At 40.6% G+C, this 20683-nt stretch carries 16 protein-coding genes and 1 pseudogene; 3 read left to right on the forward strand and 14 right to left on the reverse strand.

The genetic code is table 11. From position 1 onward, the window contains the following. Positions 1–39 precede the first annotated feature (39 nt). The 4 genes from glnA to hflX form a co-directional block, all read right to left on the reverse strand. Positions 40–1374 (reverse strand): type I glutamate--ammonia ligase, encoded by a 1335-nt coding sequence (gene glnA, locus DET59_RS02855; protein WP_113968109.1) that lies wholly within the window; start codon positions 1372–1374, stop codon positions 40–42. A 37-nt stretch (positions 1375–1411) separates the two neighbouring features. Further along, positions 1412–1828, reverse strand: coding sequence for a MerR family transcriptional regulator (locus tag DET59_RS02860; RefSeq protein ID WP_113968110.1), 417 nt, complete (start codon positions 1826–1828; stop codon positions 1412–1414). A gap of 139 nt (positions 1829–1967) precedes the next feature. Further along, complete coding sequence (locus DET59_RS02865) at positions 1968–3245, reverse strand: methionine gamma-lyase family protein (protein ID WP_113968111.1); 1278 nt, start codon at positions 3243–3245, stop codon at positions 1968–1970. An 18-nt stretch (positions 3246–3263) separates the two neighbouring features. Beyond that, positions 3264–4505, reverse strand: coding sequence for a GTPase HflX (gene hflX / locus DET59_RS02870; protein WP_113968454.1), 1242 nt, complete (start codon positions 4503–4505; stop codon positions 3264–3266). Between the two features lie 217 nt (positions 4506–4722). On the opposite strand from hflX, the gene DET59_RS02875 reads away from it, so the two are divergent. Further along, positions 4723–5331 carry a trimeric intracellular cation channel family protein gene (locus DET59_RS02875; protein WP_113968112.1) on the forward strand — a complete coding sequence of 203 codons (609 nt, stop codon included), beginning with the start codon at positions 4723–4725 and terminating at the stop codon, positions 5329–5331. A 72-nt stretch (positions 5332–5403) separates the two neighbouring features. Here the strand turns inward: DET59_RS02875 and spoVK are convergent, their stop codons facing one another. The 4 genes from spoVK to DET59_RS02895 all read right to left on the reverse strand — a co-directional run bounded on the left by spoVK (position 5404) and on the right by DET59_RS02895 (position 10653). After that, positions 5404–6357 carry a stage V sporulation protein K gene (gene spoVK / locus DET59_RS02880; RefSeq protein ID WP_113968113.1) on the reverse strand — a complete coding sequence of 318 codons (954 nt, stop codon included), beginning with the start codon at positions 6355–6357 and terminating at the stop codon, positions 5404–5406. A 389-nt stretch (positions 6358–6746) separates the two neighbouring features. Beyond that, entirely contained in the window at positions 6747–6983 is a 237-nt protein-coding gene (hfq, locus tag DET59_RS02885) for an RNA chaperone Hfq (protein ID WP_113968114.1), read from the reverse strand. Positions 6984–7010: 27 nt separating this feature from the next. Next, on the reverse strand, positions 7011–7970 hold the full coding sequence (miaA, locus tag DET59_RS02890) for a tRNA (adenosine(37)-N6)-dimethylallyltransferase MiaA (RefSeq protein ID WP_113968115.1): 960 nt from the start codon (positions 7968–7970) through the stop codon (positions 7011–7013). A gap of 298 nt (positions 7971–8268) precedes the next feature. Then, positions 8269–10653, reverse strand: coding sequence for a penicillin acylase family protein (locus DET59_RS02895; RefSeq protein ID WP_397540911.1), 2385 nt, complete (start codon positions 10651–10653; stop codon positions 8269–8271). Positions 10654–10970: 317 nt separating this feature from the next. Here DET59_RS02895 and DET59_RS02900 point away from each other — a divergent pair, with 317 nt between their 5' ends. Continuing rightward, positions 10971–11417, forward strand: a complete 447-nt coding sequence (locus DET59_RS02900) for a DUF4385 domain-containing protein (RefSeq protein WP_113968116.1) — start codon at positions 10971–10973, stop codon at positions 11415–11417. A gap of 52 nt (positions 11418–11469) precedes the next feature. On the opposite strand, the gene mutL is transcribed toward DET59_RS02900, so the two are convergent. The 4 genes from mutL to DET59_RS02920 all read right to left on the reverse strand — a co-directional run bounded on the left by mutL (position 11470) and on the right by DET59_RS02920 (position 17726). Beyond that, positions 11470–13359, reverse strand: a complete 1890-nt coding sequence (gene mutL / locus DET59_RS02905; RefSeq protein WP_113968117.1) for a DNA mismatch repair endonuclease MutL — start codon at positions 13357–13359, stop codon at positions 11470–11472. Positions 13360–13372: 13 nt separating this feature from the next. Continuing rightward, positions 13373–15994: a DNA mismatch repair protein MutS gene (mutS, locus tag DET59_RS02910; protein WP_113968118.1), complete on the reverse strand. Its 2622-nt coding sequence runs from the start codon at positions 15992–15994 to the stop codon at positions 13373–13375. A gap of 184 nt (positions 15995–16178) precedes the next feature. Then, on the reverse strand, positions 16179–16799 hold the full coding sequence (locus tag DET59_RS02915; RefSeq protein WP_113968119.1) for a DedA family protein: 621 nt from the start codon (positions 16797–16799) through the stop codon (positions 16179–16181). A gap of 117 nt (positions 16800–16916) precedes the next feature. Then, positions 16917–17726: a hypothetical protein gene (locus tag DET59_RS02920; protein WP_113968120.1), complete on the reverse strand. Its 810-nt coding sequence runs from the start codon at positions 17724–17726 to the stop codon at positions 16917–16919. A gap of 136 nt (positions 17727–17862) precedes the next feature. Here DET59_RS02920 and DET59_RS22295 point away from each other — a divergent pair. Continuing rightward, positions 17863–18782 (forward strand): annotated as a pseudogene (locus tag DET59_RS22295) (VanW family protein). A gap of 47 nt (positions 18783–18829) precedes the next feature. Here the strand turns inward: DET59_RS22295 and DET59_RS02930 are convergent. Together DET59_RS02930 and DET59_RS02935 are read right to left on the reverse strand one after the other, a co-directional pair. Continuing rightward, complete coding sequence (locus DET59_RS02930) at positions 18830–19198, reverse strand: VOC family protein (protein ID WP_113968121.1); 369 nt, start codon at positions 19196–19198, stop codon at positions 18830–18832. Positions 19199–19306: 108 nt separating this feature from the next. Beyond that, entirely contained in the window at positions 19307–20662 is a 1356-nt protein-coding gene (locus DET59_RS02935; RefSeq protein WP_113968122.1) for an aspartate aminotransferase family protein, read from the reverse strand. Positions 20663–20683: the final 21 nt, after the last annotated feature.

Genomic DNA, 20683 nt, shown 5'->3' on the forward strand with positions numbered 1-20683 from the left:
TACCACCCACTGCTTTTAATTAATAGCAATCATTAAGGATTAATACATTTGAATGTATTGCTCGCGCTCCCATGGGTGTACTTGTGTACGGAACATATCCCATTCGATCTCTTTCGCTTCCACGAAATGCTCGAAAATGTGTTCTCCAAGGGATTTAACAATTACTTCATTTGTTTTAAGATTTTCTAATGCAGCGTGTAATGTCGCTGGAAGATCTACGATTCCGGCTTCTTCACGCTCTTTTTTGTCCATCACATAAATGTTGCGGTCGATTGGCTTAGGTGCTGGAAGGTTACTTTTGATTCCATCTAATCCAGCTGCCAGTAATACAGCCATTGCCAGGTATGGGTTAGCCGCCGGGTCAACACTTCGGACTTCAACACGTGTGCTTAAACCACGAGAAGCAGGGATACGGATTAATGGGCTGCGGTTACGAGCAGACCATGCAACATAACAAGGTGCTTCATATCCAGGGACTAAACGCTTGTATGAGTTTACAGTCGGGTTCGTGATCGCTGTAAAGTCAGTTGCATGTTTAATGATACCTGCAAGGAATTGACGAGCTGTATCGCTTAATTGCAGATCTCCCTTTTCATCGAAGAAAGAGTTTTCCCCATTTTTGAATAGGGACATGTTACAGTGCATTCCTGATCCATTTACACCAAATAGAGGCTTAGGCATGAATGTTGCATGTAATCCATGCTTACGTGCAATCGTTTTAACCACTAGTTTAAATGTTTGGATATCATCACATGCTCTTAATGCACTTGCATATTTAAAGTCGATCTCATGTTGACCAGGGGCAACTTCGTGGTGAGATGCTTCGATTTCAAATCCCATTTCTTCCAGTTCTAATGCGATATCACGACGGCAGTTCTCACCTAAATCTGTAGGAGCTAAATCGAAATAGCCACCGTTGTCGTTTAATTCTAATGTCGGATCACCATTTACGTCTAATTTAAAGAGGAAGAATTCCGGCTCAGGTCCCAGATTGAAGTCAGTAAACCCTAGCTCTTCCATTTGACTTAAGATGCGCTTTAAATTGTTACGCGGATCTCCTTCGAATGGTGTGCCATCTGGATTGTAGATATCACAGATTAGTCGGGCTACTTTTCCTTTTTCAGCTGTCCATGGGAATACTAACCAAGTGTCTAAATCAGGGAATAAGTACATATCTGATTCTTCAATTCGAACAAATCCTTCAATTGAAGATCCGTCAAACATCATCTTGTTATCTAATGCCTTCTCAAGCTGACTAAGAGGGATTTCTACGTTCTTAATCGTCCCCAGAATGTCAGTGAATTGAAGTCGGATGAACTTGACACCTTCTTCATTCGCTAATCTTAAAACATCTTCTCTAGTATACTTTGCCATTTTCGTGTTTCCTCCTCAAGTTTATTAAAGGTATTATTTAATGAAAAAAGCGGGACATGTCACCTTGACGCAAAGATGCTTTAGTAAATCGACCAGAATGCATCAATTCATTTCGAAGTAATTTACGCAGCTCGTCATCGGATAGATCCTGTCGTGCTTTTTCTTCCTTTTCATTACTTACGTCAGATACTACTTTACTTTCATTATGACTGGATACCGCAAATATTTTCTTAATCCCAGCCATGTTGATGCCTTGATCTAACAGATCCTTTACTTCCAATAACTTATCAATGTCATTCAAGGAAAAGAGCCTACGATTCCCCTCAGTACGTGCAGGGCTGATCAATTGGTGCTCTTCATAGTATCGAATCTGACGAGCTGTTAGGTCCGTGAGCTGCATGACAATACTAATTGGGAATAATGCCATCGTTCGACGAATTTCACTTCCGCTCATCCTGATTCCTCCTTTTGTTTTCCTTCTTGACCTTATTATATGTAATGTAAGGAGTTCTGTCAATCAAATGTTAGTTTTTCTTACATAAGAATTCAGAAGAAAAGGATAGTCAGATTTAGACTATCCAATTACTACTTTATTATCCTTTTGTCACAGTGATTAAACCTTTTTCAATCAAATTATCTACTGCTGAGCAAACGGCAATTTTCACGTGGGCGTAAGTTAATCCCCCCTGAACGTATGCCACATAAGGCGGTCTTATCGGTCCGTCTGCGGATAATTCAATGCTGGAGCCTTGAATGAATGTACCTGCCGCCATAATGACATCATTCTCATAGCCAGGCATATAGTTGGGATATGGAGTAAAATGAGAATTTATTGGTGATGCAAACTGTATTGCCTGACAAAATGCGACCATCTTATCTCTGTCATCGAACTGTACGGACTGGATTAAATCTGTTCGCTTTGCATGGGGACTTGGATTTGTATTCATGCCAAGTTCCGTTAAGAGCGCCGATGTGAAGACGGCCCCCTTTAATGATTGTGCCACCACATGGGGTGCCAAAAAGAAGCCTTGATACATTTCTTGCAAGCTATAAAGAGATGCCCCCGCCTCTGCCCCTATTCCAGGGGAGGTCATTCGATAAGAACATGCCTCTACGTATTCTTTCTTTCCTACAATGTAACCCCCAGTTTTAGCAAGACCTCCGCCTGGATTTTTGATAAGGGAGCCTGCCATTAAGTCTGCTCCGATGTGACAAGGCTCCCTCTCTTCTACAAATTCACCGTAGCAGTTGTCAACGAAGACGACCATTTCAGGGTTGATCTCTTTTACAAAATCAATCATTTCTTTGATTTCTTCTATAGTAAAGGAAGGTCGGTTGGCATATCCTTTAGATCGCTGAATCCCCACCATTTTTGTTTTGGAAGAAATCGTTTTTGCCACCTCTTCAAAATCGACCTTTCCTGACTGGAGTAAATCTACACTTTGATAGCCAATTTGAAAGTCTTTCAGTGACCCCGTTCCTTCGCCGCGAATCCCAACAATTTTTTCAAGGGTATCATATGGTTTTCCCGTTATGTACACTAGTTCGTCCCCAGGTCTAAGCACACCAAATAATGAGATGGAAATCGCATGAGTACCTGAAATAATCTGAGGTCGCACCAGTCCTGCTTCTCCTCCGAATACATCGGCATAAATACTTTCCAATGTGTCTCTTCCTGCATCGTCATACCCATAACCAGTGGAAGGTATGAAGTGAGAATCGCTTACACGGTGCTTTTGAAAAGATTTAAGCACCTTGAACTGGTTATTTTCAGCTCGTTCTTCAATTTGGTTGTGTATATCTTTAATGCTTGCTTCAACTTTTGTTACCAATGGTTTTAGAGTGTTTCCGTGCACTAATTGTTCAAACATGAGGTTTTTGTTTCCCTTCTACCTTTGAAATTTCTTGATGCTGCCTGCGATTGGATGATCTTCTAAGTGATAGCCCGTCAATTCGTAAACCTGGCTATCTTCTTTAAATTCTAATTTTCTTAGGATCGTATCCTTTTTTAATTGTGAAAGAAGCTTCCCTTCACTTGCGGGGATGAGCACATGATAAGATGTCATATATTTTTTCACGATTTCTTCTATTCTTAATAAAAGCTGACCTCGATCCTCTTCGTTCAAGGCACTGATCATGATATGATCCCATTCACTACCCGGAACAAAGTCAGGGTCCACCACATCCCGCTTATTGTAAATCGTTAACTGAGGAATTCCGTTCATATCCAAATCTTTCAATAATGACTGAACCGTTTTTTCTTGCTGACTGTAATCTGGATTTGAACTATCCACTACATGTAAAAGCAGATCCGCTTCCTTCACCTCTTCCAGGGTAGAACGAAATGCCGCTACTAATGTAGTAGGGAGGTCCTGAATAAATCCGACAGTGTCCGTAAGTAATGTTGAGTAGCCACTGGGCAAGGGCATTTTTCTTGTCATCGGGTCCAATGTTGCGAAGAGTTGATTCTCTTCATAAGAATCTGCTAATGAAATTCGATTAAACAAAGTCGATTTCCCAGCGTTTGTATAACCTACCAGTGCAATTTGAAAGGCTTTATTTCGCTTTCTTCGTTCACGATACCTTTCTCTATGCTCGACAATGGTTTGTAATTGTTTCTTAATATCATCAATTCTGCGATGAATGTGACGCCGATCACTTTCGAGTTTTGTCTCACCTGGCCCTCTTGTTCCAATCCCTCCACCCAATCTTGAGAGAGATGCTCCCTGACCGATTAATCTTGGAAGTAAGTATTGAAGTTGTGCAAGCTCTACTTGTAATTTCCCTTCTCTTGAACGGGCGCGCCCAGCGAAAATATCCAGGATCAGTTGAGTTCGATCGATCACCCTTGCATGTAAATCTTTCGATAAGTTTCGTATTTGACTCGGAGAAAGTTCATCATTAAATATGATGATGTCCGGTTCAAATTGTTCTTCCAACATGACCAGCTCTTCTACTTTCCCCTTCCCGATATATGTACCAGGATGAACGCGGTCCCGTTTTTGAGTGAGCGCAGCCACTACTTGACCTTGAGCCGTTTCAGTCAGTTCTTCAAGCTCCGCTAAACTATATTGAAAACGCAAGTCATCTTCTTCCAGTTGACAGCCAACCAGAATGACTTTTTCCTTCATTTCATTCTTCAATAAACATCCTTCTTTCTGTACATTTCATTTTCATCTTCATCATACCAAATCCGACTCGTAAACTCTATGTTAAAAGCAGTGAAAAATGGTTGCAATTAAGTGCAGACGTGTTAAAATCAGTATGTTTGAATTTACGAAATCACACTCATTCAAGAATCTACATAATGGCATGTAGCATATTGTAATAGGGTTAGGGGGAATGTGTATGACTTGGGAAGTATTGAGTATTGTAGGTACCATTGCTTTTGCTATTTCAGGAGCTATCATTGCCATGGAAGAGGAATACGATATCCTCGGTGTTTATATATTAGGAATTGTCACAGCATTCGGTGGAGGAGCTATTCGGAATTTACTGATTGGCGTCCCTGTTTCCGCTCTATGGGAGCAAGGCATGTTGTTTCAGATTGCCCTCCTTGCCATTACAGCTGTCTTTCTTTTCCCTAATAATCTCCTAAAACACTGGAGAAAATGGGGGAATTTCTTTGATGCCATAGGCCTTTCAGCTTTTGCTATCCAAGGAGCACTGTATGCTTCTGAAATGAATCATCCGATAAGTGCTATTATTGTAGCAGCTGTACTGACAGGGAGCGGTGGTGGTATCATTCGTGATCTCCTTGCCGGTCGTAAACCTATGGTGCTTCGATCAGAAATATATGCTGTGTGGGCAGTCCTGTGTGGAGCGGCAATCGGGCTCGGAATTGTCCATTCAGCCTTTGAACTCTACTCTTTATTCGTGATTACAACAACATTACGTGTGCTATCCTATTTATATAAATGGAGGTTACCGAATAGGAGCTTACGAGCACATGTATAATAAAAAAATGCATTCACATATGAATGCATTTTTTTATAGATTTTTATTTTACTAGATGTTTACTAAGTATAGTCATTCAGATGACCCTCTGTTAAACATTAAATCATTGCTGCGGATTGTTAATAAATCATGTCGATCAAAGCAATTTTCCATTAACAGCCTCATGGCCTGAGCACGAATGGACTTCTCTAATACATTTCGTACATACCTGCCATTTGAAAACGCCATAGGAGATAATGTATTTTTTGCTGTGTGAAGGTGTTCCCGAATCTTCCTTTCTGCATCATGACTTAATAAATATTCCTTTTCCTCTAACATCCTTCTGCCGATTTCCATCAGCTGATCAACTGAATAATCAGGAAAGTGAAAAACGAGAGGAAATCGTGATTGGAGGCCGGGATTCAAGGTAAGAAAGTGTTCCATTTCCCTCGAGTATCCTGCCAGGATCAAGATGAATTCATGCTGCTTATCTTCCATATGTTTGACAAGTGTATCAATGGCTTCTTTCCCGAAATCCTTCTCTCCCCCTCTGCCCAGTGAATACGCTTCATCGATGAACAAAATTCCTCCTAAAGCTTTTTTGACAAGGTCTCTTGTTTTCTGAGCTGTGTGACCAATATATTCACCAACCAGATCTGCTCTCTCTGCTTCAATTAAATGTCCTTTAGATAGTACATTCATTTTCAAGAACAGTTTTCCAATGATCCTTGCGACAGTAGTCTTTCCTGTACCGGGATTTCCTTTGAACATCATATGAAGGGCTTGTTTTCCCGCTTTCAACCCCATTGTTTCCCGTTTCTTATTAACATATATCCAAGCATAGATTTCTTTCACCATTTTCTTCATTTCTTCCATTCCAACTAGAGATCCAAGCTCTTCTTCTATTTCTTTCAATGCGACATGCTCTTGAGGGAGCGACTGAGGAACGGAATCATGCCTCAGCGTATCTTTTACTGAACTCCGTTTTTGAGAATTCAATACAATGCTGATTTGACCATTATTTTTCATTCTCATTGGTTGATCCAATGGATTCACCTCACCATTCTTAAGACAGTATACGCTCCTGAAGATTTTAGGGTGACAAACGCCTATATTTCACCTGTTTTTTTCGACAAATTAGAAGAATTCTGTCTATTCCTGCGCTTTCCCGAGAAATAAAAAGAAATACGGAGTGTTTTGCTTCGTTTATTTTTCATAACGTTTCATCTTATTCATAACTATTGAAAACTAAATTGGAACATTATAAGTGAGGGACATATAAAAAAAGCCTCTCTTATCATCCTATTCAATTACTTTTCGTTTCATTAATTATTTCTTGCAATCATGAATCAGATTCATGTCATGTATGATTAGTCATACTGAACATGACTACAAAAAAAGCTGCCCCTCGGGGCAGCTTTCGCTGTTTTTTCCTATTAATTGCTTTGTTCTTCAAAATTTATTTGGACATTACGCTGTGGGGCGAATGTTGAAATGGCATGCTTATATACAAGCTGCTGTTTTCCTTCGCATTCAAACAGCACTGTAAAGTTATCAAAACCTTTCACTTGTCCACGGATTTGGAATCCATTCAGTAAAAATACCGTACATAGTGAACTCTCTTTTCTCAATTGATTAAGGAATTGATCTTGGATATTAATGGATTGTTTCATGGTTAGTCCTCCTCTTCTATCTCTACATTACTTATTCGACTTTAATTGTAGCTTTCCTGCAATAAATTCTGAAATATCCTCAATATTTTTGGTGCGCTGACTGTCATTTGTCATATCGAACCAGGCAACATCCATTTTATTTCTGAACCAAGTAAGTTGGCGCTTTGCATACCTTCTTGAATTTTGCTTAAGGCTTTCTATTGCCCGTTCCAAGCTGACTGTACCATCAAAATAATCGTAAAGTTCTTTGTACCCAATGGCTTGAACAGACTGAACATTTCTTATTCCTTCATCATATAACCCTTTCACTTCTTCTAACAAACCTTGTTTCATCATCAGATCAACGCGAAGATTTATTCTTTCATAAAGTCTTTCACGATCCATGGTTAACCCAATTAAAGCAACATCGTACTGCAGCTCCTGGGATTGCTTTTCTTGATACTCAGACATTGTCTTTCCAGTACAATGATAAATCTCCAATGCACGAATGACTCGTCGGGTATTATTCCGGTGAATATTCCCTGCTGAAACGGGATCCACAGAAACTAACCGATCATGAAGCCACTCGGAACCATTTTTCTCAAGGCTTGATTCTAATTCATTACGATAGTGTTCATCACCTGGAGTTTCAGTGAATTGATAATCATATAATACCGACTGAATATAGAGTCCTGTACCTCCTACTATAAGAGGGACTTTTCCACGTGAGTGAATTTCTGAAATTTTCTTTCGGACAAGTTGCTGAAAGTCTGCTACAGAAAAGGATTCCCATGGATCTTTAATATCAAGCAGATGATGTGGGACTCCTTCCATCTCTTCAGGTGTGATTTTCGCGGTACCGATATTCATTTTTTTATACACCTGCATGGAGTCACCACTTATGATTTCGCCATTATACCTCTTGGCAAGTTCTATACTTGTATTGGTTTTCCCTACAGCAGTCGGACCAATAAGAACGATCACTTTCTCTTTTTCAATTCTTGTCATACGTTCACTGCTTTCTATGTAAATGTTTCGTTACATATTATCGTACCATAATGATAGAGGTTGTTAAATCACATCTTGTCAGTATACCCAATTCTTTTATGTTTATTCAATATAAGAAGCTGTTTCCTCCTTTCTTCTTAGAAGTGATTGTACCCATTTCTATAAGGGATAAAACTCAACGATATGAAACTCTCATACTATAACCAGCCTGGAGGGGGCCTTCAGACTGGTTATGGATGTTCACTATTTTTCATGTAGAAATTGATTTTAAACCTTTGATGACCAGCTGCTATGAACTTTAATTTGCTTTTAAAATTAACCTATCCCCATCTGGGTTTGAAATGGGTGTTTGATGATAGTCCCCATTTTTCCATGCGTTTATTTGATTTTGATACCATTTACTTTTATAATGTCCAGCTTGTCCTGGACCTACAATATGATAACCATTGTTCATGTTCTCTGTATCAATAACAAATCTCCATGAAGCACCATGATTGACGATTCCACTCTCATTGTAACTCGCAGCGCCCACCGTCACCCTACTTCCTCCCACGGGCTCGGGATCCCGGTCATTTAAGAACTTTTTTAACACGGAAGAAGCTCCCGATAAAGGGTGTTCGAAGTATACTTTATGATACAGTCCCCACTCCCACTCGTCCATTGAAGAACCATAAGCTTCTTCCAGCTCATCTATTGCTTGGGTAAATGAAGCTGTTATAAAAGTTTTGTACCCTCCCCTGTCCACAAACCACTGAGACTCCTCTCCGTTATGAGCTTTTCGAATAAGTTCATCCACGACACTTTGCCGGCCTTCAAATAGTTTAATCATATCTCTTGGAATTTCCTTCTTAAATAGCCCAGTGGAAATTTCGTTCATCCATTGATGAAAAACGAGTGGCGCAGCAAAATTTTTATCATCTTTATAGTTCCAGGACTTCAGCAACTCAACCGCTTCTCTTTCTTTAGCTGTTAGCGAGCCACTCTCCATACCTTCAATAAGGATGGGAACCATTTCACGTGCATGTAGATTCATCTGATCCATTTGAAGGTCTTTCATATCGGAAAGAGTGAGATCATTTTCCGCTTCTAAATACTCCGATATTCTCATGTACCGATATGGCTGAGCCCAGTGATGACTAATGTGATATGGATATTCATCGGATACTACTTTATTATTGGCTGTTGCAATGAAGCCCGATTGGGGATTAATGACTTTTGGAAGTTCTTCGAATGGTATAAAGCCTTCCCATTCATACTCAGGATCCCATCCGGGAACAGGCAGAAGTCCGTTCCCTTTTTTCCTTATAGGAATTTTCCCATTTGCCTTATACGCAATCGTCCCATCCTCTGAGGCAAAAACGAAATTTTGCGTAGGAACATGGAAATCCTTTAAGGCTTCTTCAAATTCATCCCAATCCTTTGCCTTATTGATGTTAAGGATTGCAAGAAGTTCCAGACTTGGATCAAGTGCTGTCCATCTCATTGATAGTACTTTTTCTCTCTCATTTTGATGAGCAAATTCTGAAATTACCGGACCATGCCTTGTGATCGTGACTTCATAAGGAATGGTGTCACCATCTTTGACCTTAATGGGCTCTTCTATGATCGTTGCCCTTTCCCAATTTTCATCATATAAAAACAGTGAAGGATCTTCTTCATTTCGTTTTTCAACATATAAGTCCTGAACATCAGGCCCCGTATTGGTTACCCCCCACGCAATTTGCTCATTATGACCAAGGATGATTCCTGGAATACCGGCAAAAATCACTCCACTCACATTGACTTGTGGTGATTCCAGGTGCATCTGATACCATATGGAAGGAGTTCCCAATGAGAGATGGGGATCGTCTGCCAGGAGGGGCTTACCACTCGCTGTTTTCTCTCCGCTTACCACCCAGTTGTTGCTCCCATTAAACTCAGGTGGAATGACTGCACCGGCAAATGATTGCTCCATATCAACCTGAACTTCTCCTATATCCGATAGAATGGTAGGAGCGTCTACAGGGTATGACGGAAACAAATCATACGCTTTATCCTTTGGCAGGTTTTCTAATGCCCAATATCGGAACGCCTGACCTTGCCAGTGGCCCCCTAAATCAAATGCCATATACTTCCCTATGGTTAATGAATCAATGGGAGTCCATTTTTCAGGTTTATAACCAAGCAGGGTAAATTCAATTGGGAGCCTTCCTTCATCTGTGGCTTCTTGCATATAAGCGTTGACCCCACCTGCATACCATTCGAGAAGCTGCTTGGCTTCATCAGGATATGCTGCAAATGAAACTTCCGCTGCCCTCCGCAAACCAAATGTCCTGAAGAATTTGTCCCGATTAACTGCTTTCTCACCGACCACTTCACTCAATCGCCCTGAAGCCTGTCTCCTGCTTAGATCCATTTGGAATAGGCGATCCTGAGCCTGTACATAGCCTTGTGCCATATACAGGTCTTTTTCATTTTGAGCAAGAATATGGGGCACACCGTCTTTATCCCTGATCACCTCTACATCTTCGGATAACCCTTTTAAAGAAATGGAACCAGTTGTAACAGGCAGCGATCTGTCAATGTAATAATTTGCAAAAATTAGGATTCCAAGCATGATAAACATGATGGCCCCCGCTGTCCATAATGTAACTTTAAGGCGTTTATTCTTTTTCTCCCTTAGAAGCTCTATGTCTCCATTCATTCCATTTCCCCCTAGTATATATGGAATTTTCTGAAAATATCTATATCTTAGTATTAGCTTTATGTGAGAAGAATTCCTCCTACAAAAATGCATTCAAATAAATTTCATATATAAAAACTGAAAGGGCTATTAAGCTCTTTCGTCTTATAGAGGTACAGTACGTTTCAATCTGGACCAGAAAGTCATGATTAGTATTCCACTTGTAAAAAGCCACCTTTTAGTTACCATAATATTATTACTGACAATAACCTACCTGCACACCCCTTCGTTTAGACGGTGGATCATATTGGGTACAAGTCATTCAGGAGGTGAAGAACATGGCATTTGATTATGATCTTGATTTCGAGGCGATTGATTTTCGGGATCAGCCTGAAAAATACCGGGTGGGACGAGGAGAACAAGGTGTTTTACTTGTCGAACCCTATAAGAGTGAAATCCTTCCCCACTGGCGCTTTAAGACCATTGATATTGCCAAAGAATCTTCTAATAAGATTTATGAAATGTTTATTCAATATAAATTGGAAAATGATTTTGTAGGAATGGACATGGCCAGGAAGTTTCTGCAAATGGGGTATACAAGAGCCCGGCGTTACGCCAACTATCCAGGAGGGAAAAAGTATAATAAAGATGGAGATTTAAAAAGGAGAAATATAGATGAAGAGAAAGCTGCATCTGCAGCAATATTCGAAACAAAGTGGAAGCTTGCCACAGAGGATGAAGAATACCTTCATCTAAAAAAAGAACATCAAAACAATTATGGTTAATGATAAATAGAACAGGGATGAACTACTGCTGCTTCATCCCCTAGTTCTGATATTACATGATACGTTTAAACATCTTTTCCATTTCATAAGTTGAGTAATGGATTATTATCGGTCTCCCATGTGGACAGGTAAATGGGTCACTGGTTCTTCTCAGTTCGTCCAGTAAAGCTTGCATGTCTTCATTGCGCAAATGATGGTTCGCCTTGATCGAACCTTTGCAACTCATCATAATAGCCGCTTCTTCCCGGAGTTTTTTGATATCAACCCGGTTCATTTTCAACACTTGTTCGATCATATCTTCGATGGTTTGCTGTTCTTCCCCTTTTGGAAACCATTGAGGATGTGCCCGGACAATAAAGCTATTGTAGCCGAACTCTTCCAGGAATACACCGACTTCTTCCAGAAGATGGCGGTATTCATTAATTTTAATATACTCGTCTGTAGAAAATTCAAGGGTAAGCGGGACCAGGAGTTCTTGGAGCTCTTTCGCAACCTCCCCCACTTTTTCTTTAAAGAATTCATATTTTATTCGTTCTTGAGCTGCATGTTGATCAATGATATATAGGCCACGGTCATTTTGGGCGAAGATATACGTACCGTGCATTTGACCAACAGGGTAAAGTGGCGGCACTCTAGGAGAGTGACCTTCCTCATCGAATACTTCTTCCCCATCTGTATCCTGAGATTCCACTTCTTCTTCAAGTGTGTGCGTTGAGTCCCGAACTGCCGGTTTATCTGAAACAGGAATTTTTGCCTCATGGGATTCGTTCATTTCTGGTTTTGGCTCATAAAGCTTTTGCAGCTCTTCTTTAGGAAGCAATCGTTCACGAACCGCACCTGTGAATCCCGCCCTTTCCTCTTTCGCCTGAGTATTAGCCGAATGGTCCAGGCTCATAAACGTTTGCTCTGATTTCGGCTGTACAATCTTCGGTGCCACGGATCCTGAAGGAATCAACTCTTTTCCTTTAAACACATTTTTGATTCCTTCAGTAACTAATGTATTTAATTCACTTTCTTTACTGATCCGGACTTCCATTTTGGAAGGATGTACATTGACATCTACCAGAATCGGATCCATTTCTATGCTCAGAAGGACGATGGGGTGACGACCAATAGGAAGAAGTGTGTGATACCCTTCGCCGATCGCTTTCGCCAAAGCATAGTTTTTAATAAACCGCCCATTGATCATCGTTGAAATATAATTTCTGGAGGCTCGTGTAACCTCCGGCAGGGAGATAAAGCCCTTAACCTTGAAATCAAGTGAGCTCACTTCAATCGGAACCATTTTTTTGGCAATTCCTATCCCATAGATTGCTGCCAGAACTTGCAGGACATCTCCATTACCATTGGTGTGTAATAAAGCTTTACCGTTGTGCAAAAGCTTTATTGAAACGTTAGGATGAGCCAGGGCAATCCGGTTCACCACATCTGTAATGTTTCCCAGCTCAGTGTGAATGGTTTTCATGTATTTTAATCGTGCGGGTGTATTGAAGAACAATTGTGAAACTGTGATATCTGTGCCTTTTCTTGACGACGTTTTTTCGAGTGAGTTGATTTCTCCACCTTCAAGCTCGATACATGTTCCTGGACCTTCTCCCGTACTCGTCTTTAACGTAAAATGAGAAACAGAAGCAATACTCGGGAGCGCTTCTCCTCTAAATCCTAAAGTCCGGATTCGGAATAAATCATTTTCGTCTTTGATTTTACTGGTTGCATGACGCTTGAAAGCTGTTTGTACATCATCCTCTTCAATACCGTCACCATTATCAATGATGCGTATCGAATGTAAACCTGCTTCCTCTATATGAATTTCGATAACGGATCCGCCTGCATCTATGCTGTTTTCAAGGAGCTCCTTCACGACAGAAGCGGGTCTTTCCACCACTTCACCGGCGGCAATTTTATTAGAAAGCGCATCATCAAGCTGAAATATTTTCACCACAGTTCCACCTCCTTTAATTTTTTAACTTTTTTTGGATCCCATAGAGGGTGTTCATTGCATCCAATGGTGTCATCTCCAGGATATCGAGCTTTTTAAGCTCATCTAAACATTTCTTTTCTTTAGTAGTTAGATTTTCTTTTTTCCCATTTTTCTCAGCAGCAAAGAAGGATAGCTGGGCAAGATCTTCTTCATTTGGTTCGTTTTTCACACCAGCTGATTCCATCGCAACAGCCACTTCTCTGGAGTAAGAAGGCTCATCCTTGCGCTCAAGCTCAAGAAGGATTTCGTTCGCTCTTTCAATCAGGGCTTTAGGCAGCTCGGCAAGCTCGGCAACATGGATTCCATAACTTTTGTCAGCTGCTCCCTCCTTGATTTTATGAAGGAATACGAGCTTCCCGTTTTGTTCCATGGCACTTACATGTACGTTTTTTACCTTTTGTAATTCTTCTTCAAGAACCGTCAGCTCATGATAGTGAGTAGAGAATAAGGTTTTTGCCCCTATATGTTCATGGATGTATTCTATGATTGCCTGGGCCAATGCCATGCCGTCATAAGTGGAAGTACCACGTCCAATTTCATCAAATAATATTAAACTCTGCTGAGTCGCGTGAATGATCGCATTTTTCGCCTCTAACATCTCAACCATGAAAGTACTTTGACCTGAAATCAAATCATCCGCTGCCCCAATTCGCGTAAATACTTGATCAAAGATTGGCAGGTTTGCCTCACTGGCAGGAACATAACACCCAATCTGAGCAAGGATACTCGTTAAAGCCACCTGTCTCATATAGGTACTTTTCCCCGACATATTCGGTCCTGTTATGAGAAAGACTTCTTTTTTTTGATCCATATCGCAGTCGTTCGGAACATATTCCTGAGCACCCATCACCTTTTCCACAACCGGATGACGTCCGTCCCTCAACAGGATTCTTCTATCTTCATTAAAGGCAGGGCGGGTATAATGACGCTTTTCACTGACCGTTGCAAAGCATTGAAGAACGTCCAATTCACTTACGAGTTTCGCGAGCTTCTGAAGGCGGGGTATAAATTCCTTCACGCTTTCACGAATCCCCAGGAACAGTTCATATTCCAGATCCACGCTTTTTTCATCGGCTTGAAGGATAAGCGCTTCTTTTTCCTTTAACTCAGGGGTGATGAATCGCTCCGCATTTGTTAATGTTTGTTTTCTTTCATAGCGGTCTTCTTCCAGGTGTTGAAGGTTTGCTCTCGTTACTTCGATATAGTAGCCAAAGACCCGGTTAAATCCAACTTTAAGGGACCTGATTCCAGTCCTTTCCCTCTCATCACGTTCGAGTTGAGCAATCCAGGACTTCCCGTTTCTACTTGCATCACGGTATTGATCAAGCTCATCATGATACCCATCCCGAATCAGACTTCCCTCTTTAATTGTAAGAGGGGGGTTTTCCACTAAAGCGAGATCAAGAAGATCTGTTAGCTCTTCACATGGATCAAGTTTCTTTACGAGATCATCGGTTGCATCATTTTCGAGTGATCCCACCAAATGTTTTAACAGGGGTACTTGCTGAAGTGATTTTTTCAGCTGAATCAGATCACGTGCATTCACATTACCGAACGCAACCCGCCCGGCGAGCCTCTCCAGATCATACACTTCCTTTAATCGTTCTCTAAGATCCTGCCTCTCAAAGAATCGCTCCAATAGCACTTCGACAACCGTTTGACGTTTTTCAATATCCTTTTTATGAATAAGTGGTCGATCGATCCATTGCTTGAGTAACCGGGCTCCCATAGCCGTCATCGTTTCATCTAATAGCCAAAGAAGTGAACCTTTCTTTCCTTTTGAGCGGATCGTTTCTGTCAACTCCAGATTTCGCTTTGAATAATAATCCATTTTCATAAATTGATGCAGCTGATATGTTTCAACTACTTGTAAATGATCCAGGCTTCTCTTCTGTGTACGGAAGAGGTAATGAAAAAGGATGGATGAAGCTTTTATTAGTTTATCTTGTTTTAAAGGAGCAACGAGATGAGCAAAATCTTGTCCTCCGTCAGCTTCTTTCTCATATGACAAGGTAACATCATTTCGTTCTTTAATCTTTCCTTGTATTGCTTCACCAAGGTCGGGATGAATGACGACTTCCTTCGCACCAATCGTGGATAATTCATTCAGCAATGCTTGCAGGCCATCTGTGACCAAGGTCACTTTTGTTTCCCCTGTTGTTAAGTCACTGTAAGACAGTCCATAAGTTTCATCATTAAAATCGGTCACAGAGGCAATATAGTTGTTCTCTTTGTCATTCAGGCCCTTTCCATCCATAACCGTACCTGGTGTAATGAGCTGAACAACTTCTCTCCGCACAACTCCCTTAGCTTGTTTCGGATCTTCGGTTTGTTCACAAATCGCTACTTTAAAGCCTTTATCGATGAGTTGCTCTATATAGTTAGGGGCAGAATGATACGGTACACCACACATGGGAATACGCTCCTTCCCTCCCCCATCACGACTTGTTAACGTTATTTCAAGTTCCTGCGATGCGGCAATGGCATCGTCAAAAAACATTTCATAAAAATCACCTAAACGAAAAAATAAAAAGGCATCCTGGTATTCTGCCTTTACTTGTAAGTATTGTTTTATCATTGGAGTATATTGTGTCATGGTTTCATTCAAACCTTTCCAAGTAAATCTACTAATCTCGACTATTCATTATATCACACGTAAAAGGGATGGAGCATGTAGTAGATTGAGGAATCCGGATCTGGTCACCTCAAGATTAATGGGTATATCTCCTTTTCTCACAAAAAAATCCGCTTCCCCAATGAGGAGCGAATCGATGTCTAGTTTATTCGGATTGTTTTGCGATGTTTGACTCATCGTTCAAACAGCTGCTGTTTTTTGCCTTCAGCTTGAAAAAATATTTATATGTTAAGAAACCAATCAACAGTATAGCCCCTCCAATGAGAATGTAGGTTTGTATGTTACTCATCAAAGACTGTACATATTTGAGGTTTCCATTCTTGCCGACTATTAACATCGTGAGGGTAATGGGAAATATTCCGATGAACGTCAGTCCGCCAAACTTCCATTTGTTCACTTTACTAATACCTGCAACATAAGAAATATAGTTACCAATGCCAAGCGGTCTCGTGATGGCAATACTCCACAATCCGCATTTCCTAAACCATTTCTGACCTTTAGCCATTTTCTTCGAGCTGGTTTTTTCTTTGATTTTATCTTTTAATTTATATCCTATACCATATGGGATATAACTAAATACCGTATATACCAAGCTGCTTGTGAATGCTAAAATGATCAGCTTCGTCCAGGATGGATCCAAAAAGTAACCATATGTCAGCGTCACGAGGGCTCCCGGAAATGGCAAGGATGATGCTTCAATCGCATTTCCAGCGAATAACCCCCACATTCCAAGCTCCTTAATTAATTTTATTACGAAATCAAACATCGGTGTGTTCCCTCCACGATTCATTTATATACCCTTTTCCCTATTTTGCATATTAAAAACGCTCATAAAGAATAAGAATTCATCCACTGGAGGAAAATAATGTATTTGAATGGACCCTTATTCCATTTCCTCAAGAAATGCATGGCTGTCTATTTTCCATTGATCCTCAATCGTATCTTTCCGAATGATGAATTGAACGTCATTTTCTTCTACAGATTGATTGGAACGTATCCATTTCACTCTAAGCTTAAGCTTCATCCCAACAAGAGCCGGTAAATCCTCTACAGGAAGTATCGATCTCTCTGTAACATCTATGTGTTTCACTCTCTTAAGCACGGACCCGCCACTTCCAAACATCACTTGTGAAATCAGCTTTTCATCCTGCTGATTGACAGCAATCTCCATAACGCTGATCAACTCATAGGGGTCCAATTTGTATAGAAACTCCTCCAGTTTTCCACCTGCTTTTAAAATCATGATCTTATGGGCCAAATCAGGCGTTGGCGTTTTATGGGTTGTACTTCCATAAAAATGTACGCAGAAATGTCCCGGAAAATTGTTTTGGAGAGCACCTGCTCCGTGCGGCATCCCGTTCATTGAGGCAGATATTAATTGATCATGTACTAAAACGAGAATGGCACGACGGTCCCAACTCCATTTACCTCCATAGATGGATTTCATGATTTTCGTGTCTTTTTCAGTAACTGGCTGTACATCTGCATGTTTACTTCCCGCTCTTCTTTGCACCTCGAAAGAAAGACCGGTTTCTACATCAATGATCGTAAAATACGATTGTTTAGGAATGATATCTTTCACTTGATCCCAAGGAAGTATTTCTACAGTAAAACTAGGCATTGCCGCCGCAGGCTTGGCACTGCATGCAAAAAGTAAAAACACAACCATCATGGACCTGAATAAATAAAGCATGTAAAGACCTCTTTTTTTTTCTTAGTTTCTAATCACAACTACAAATACATAACCATCAATTTTTGGCAATTAGGATTTGACATGAAAGAAGCCTATTCCACCGATACTACATACGAAAGGAAGGGTTCATATGCTCTTGATTAAACTTAGTACAATTGGTCTTTTACTGTTTCCTGTGATGAATGGTCAAGATCAATTACATATACAATTACAAAATCATACGCCAATATCTATAGAACGAAATTCATTAAATATACCATTGGTAGATGAACCAATCATGGACGAAAATCAGTATGAGGAATTAGTTTCAGAAGTGAAAAATCGGGTTTATACCCCTCCTCAGAATGCTTATATCAATGAGAATAATCAAATTATTTCAGAAAGAGCCGGCTACAAACTTAATGAAAGGAAATTTCGTGAACTGGTTCATTCCTTCTTCTTTTCCAGAGGATCAGTCAATATGGAAGCCCCCCTTATGACCCTACACCCCAAAGTCGATAGTGAGATCCTTGGGCATATCCGGACACAGCTTATTGGGAGATACGTCACATATTTCAATAAGCATAATGAGGAACGGACTCAAAATATTGTTTTAGCAACCGAAAAGATCAATAATACGGTTGTGTTCCCTGGAGAAGTGTTCTCCTTTAATGGAGTGGTAGGAAGAAGAACGAAAGAAAAGGGATATAAAAAAGCTCCCGTGATTGTAAAAGGGGAACTATCAGAAGATATTGGGGGAGGGATTTGTCAGGTATCATCTACTTTATTTAATGCCGTTGACCAGGCAGGCGTAAAAATATTGGAACGATATCATCATTCAAAGAGGTTCCATACGTGCCAAAGGGCAGAGACGCTACAGTTAGCTGGTATGGACCTGACTTCACTTTTAGAAACGCTTATAACCAACCACTGCTCATCCGTGCAAAAGTAATGGGCGGGCAAGTTATCACTTCGATTTATTCTTCTGATCTTATCAATGTGGAAAAAAGAAAGGTGCCAAGCGCTTCACAAGAATTATCTACGGAGAAAGATGTGGATAAATTTATACATGAATAGTGTTCTGAATGAAAATGCACCTCCTGATTCCTGAGGTGCATTCATTATTAATGATATTCTAAAAATTCAATTCGATTTCCAAATGGATCTGAGACGAAAAAGCGATCTCTACCGTTAATCGGTGTATCTTCTTTTATCCTGATACCTTTCTCCAATAGGGTACGCTTAAGCGCAGCTAAATCTGTAACAAGTAGACCCGGATGCGCTTTTGTTGCGGGTACAAAATCATTTTGTACCCCTACATGAATTTCTTGTGGTCCATATTGAAACCAACAGCCGCCCCTCCCTTGAAGATTTTCAGGTTTCGGTATTTCGTTAAGACCAAGAATTTCACCAAAGAACTTTCTAGCTTCCTCTTCACAGCCTTTTGGAGCAGCAAACTGAATATGATCAATCCCTTTGAAAATGATGCTCATCCCTTCTTCCCCTCCCCCTTGATTCCTACTCCTTCATTTTACCATAAAATTCTATTCGCTAAGAAAATGGAAAAACACCTGCTCAAACAGGTGTTTTCCCAGTCACTATTATTGAAGATTCTTGATCCCATCCATTAAAGTAGATAATAACAGATCCAGATCTTCCTCTTCTATGTTTAATGGTGGTGATAAAGTTAGCACATTATTGTAACCAGCGACTGTTGCCCCATTTTTCCCAATGATTACCCCTTTTTTCTTACAGTATCCAATCACTTCATTGACCTTCGAAACGTCTAAGGGTTCTTTTGTTTCCTTATCACTTACCATTTCAATTCCAATTAACAGACCCTTCCCTCGGACATCTCCAACATTTTGATGATCTTGCAAATGATTTTTTAACGTATTCAATGCCTTTTCACCAAGATCAGCGGATCGTTCAAAAAGCTTTTCACTCTCCATGATTTCAATGTTTTTCAAAGCAAGGGCACATGCTGCAGGGTTTCCACCGAATGTATTAATATGGCGGAAGTAATCATATTCCTCTGATCCTTTAAACGCTTCATATATCTCACGCTTCACGGCTGTTGCTGATAGGGGAAGGTACGCACTGGTAATCCCTTTTGCCATCGTGATGATATCCGGCTTCACATCATAATTCATGAAACCAAATGGCTTGCCTGTACGACCAAAGCCACAAATCACTTCATCGACAATCATAAGTGCTCCATGCTTCTCACAAACTTCTTTCGCCGCTTTCATATATTCATCTTGTGGAACGAGAATCCCACCTCCTGTGATGATCGGTTCCATGATCAACGCAGCCACTGTTTCACTTAATTCCCAGGTCATGGCTTGATCAAGTGCCTTTACTCCAGGAAGATCATGTGGATTTTCCCCCGATGTTTCATCGCGATAGCTATCAGGTGGAGCGATATGGATAAATCCGGGAGCTAACGGCTCATACTTATATTTCCGCTGAGCCTGACCTGTTGCGGCCAGGGCCCCCATGGAATTTCCGTGATACCCTCTATATCTGGAAAAAATTTTATACCGTCCGTGTTCACCTTTTTGCTGGTGGTACTGCCTGGCAATCTTAAAGGCGGTTTCATTGGCTTCGGATCCACTGTTGGAAAAGAAAATGACATAGTCATCCCCAAGTAATTGATTTAATTTCTCTGCAAGCTCGATAGCCGGCTGATGACTTTGTGTTAGTGGGAAGTAAGCCATTTTCTTAAGCTGATCATAGGCTGCCTCTGCTAATTCCTGTCGACCATATCCTACGTTTACACACCATAGCCCTGCCATGCCATCCAGAAATCTTTGACCATCCTTATCTGTAATCCAGGACCCGGAAGACTCTGTAATAACCATTGTTCCATCGGGATTGTATGGTTTCATGGAATGCCAAATGAGCTTTTCATCATTCCTTAACCATACATCTTGAGATTGACCTGCTTTCACCATGAAAGTTCCCCCTAACTCTGA

The sequence above is a fragment of the Rossellomorea aquimaris genome (assembly GCF_003315075.1).
Taxonomy (GTDB): Bacteria; Bacillota; Bacilli; order Bacillales; family Bacillaceae_B; genus Rossellomorea; species Rossellomorea aquimaris_C.

Excerpts from the sequence above, each read along its gene's own strand:
- DET59_RS02915 (WP_113968119.1), bottom strand. The coding sequence starts at position 16,799 with ATGTTTGATTTCGTAATAAAATTAATTAAGGAGCTTGGAATGTGGGGG.
- hfq (WP_113968114.1), bottom strand. The coding sequence starts at position 6,983 with ATGAAACAATCCATTAATATCCAAGATCAATTCCTTAATCAATTGAGA.
- DET59_RS02920 (WP_113968120.1), bottom strand. The coding sequence starts at position 17,726 with ATGCTTTATTTATTCAGGTCCATGATGGTTGTGTTTTTACTTTTTGCA.
- DET59_RS02860 (WP_113968110.1), bottom strand. The coding sequence starts at position 1,828 with ATGAGCGGAAGTGAAATTCGTCGAACGATGGCATTATTCCCAATTAGT.
- DET59_RS02895 (WP_397540911.1), bottom strand. The coding sequence starts at position 10,653 with ATGAATGGAGACATAGAGCTTCTAAGGGAGAAAAAGAATAAACGCCTT.
- DET59_RS02865 (WP_113968111.1), bottom strand. The coding sequence starts at position 3,245 with ATGTTTGAACAATTAGTGCACGGAAACACTCTAAAACCATTGGTAACA.
- DET59_RS02935 (WP_113968122.1), bottom strand. The coding sequence starts at position 20,662 with ATGGTGAAAGCAGGTCAATCTCAAGATGTATGGTTAAGGAATGATGAA.
- DET59_RS02900 (WP_113968116.1), top strand. The coding sequence starts at position 10,971 with ATGGCATTTGATTATGATCTTGATTTCGAGGCGATTGATTTTCGGGAT.
- glnA (WP_113968109.1), bottom strand. The coding sequence starts at position 1,374 with ATGGCAAAGTATACTAGAGAAGATGTTTTAAGATTAGCGAATGAAGAA.
- miaA (WP_113968115.1), bottom strand. The coding sequence starts at position 7,970 with ATGACAAGAATTGAAAAAGAGAAAGTGATCGTTCTTATTGGTCCGACT.
- DET59_RS02875 (WP_113968112.1), top strand. The coding sequence starts at position 4,723 with ATGACTTGGGAAGTATTGAGTATTGTAGGTACCATTGCTTTTGCTATT.
- hflX (WP_113968454.1), bottom strand. The coding sequence starts at position 4,505 with ATGAAGGAAAAAGTCATTCTGGTTGGCTGTCAACTGGAAGAAGATGAC.
- DET59_RS02930 (WP_113968121.1), bottom strand. The coding sequence starts at position 19,198 with ATGAGCATCATTTTCAAAGGGATTGATCATATTCAGTTTGCTGCTCCA.
- mutS (WP_113968118.1), bottom strand. The coding sequence starts at position 15,994 with ATGACACAATATACTCCAATGATAAAACAATACTTACAAGTAAAGGCA.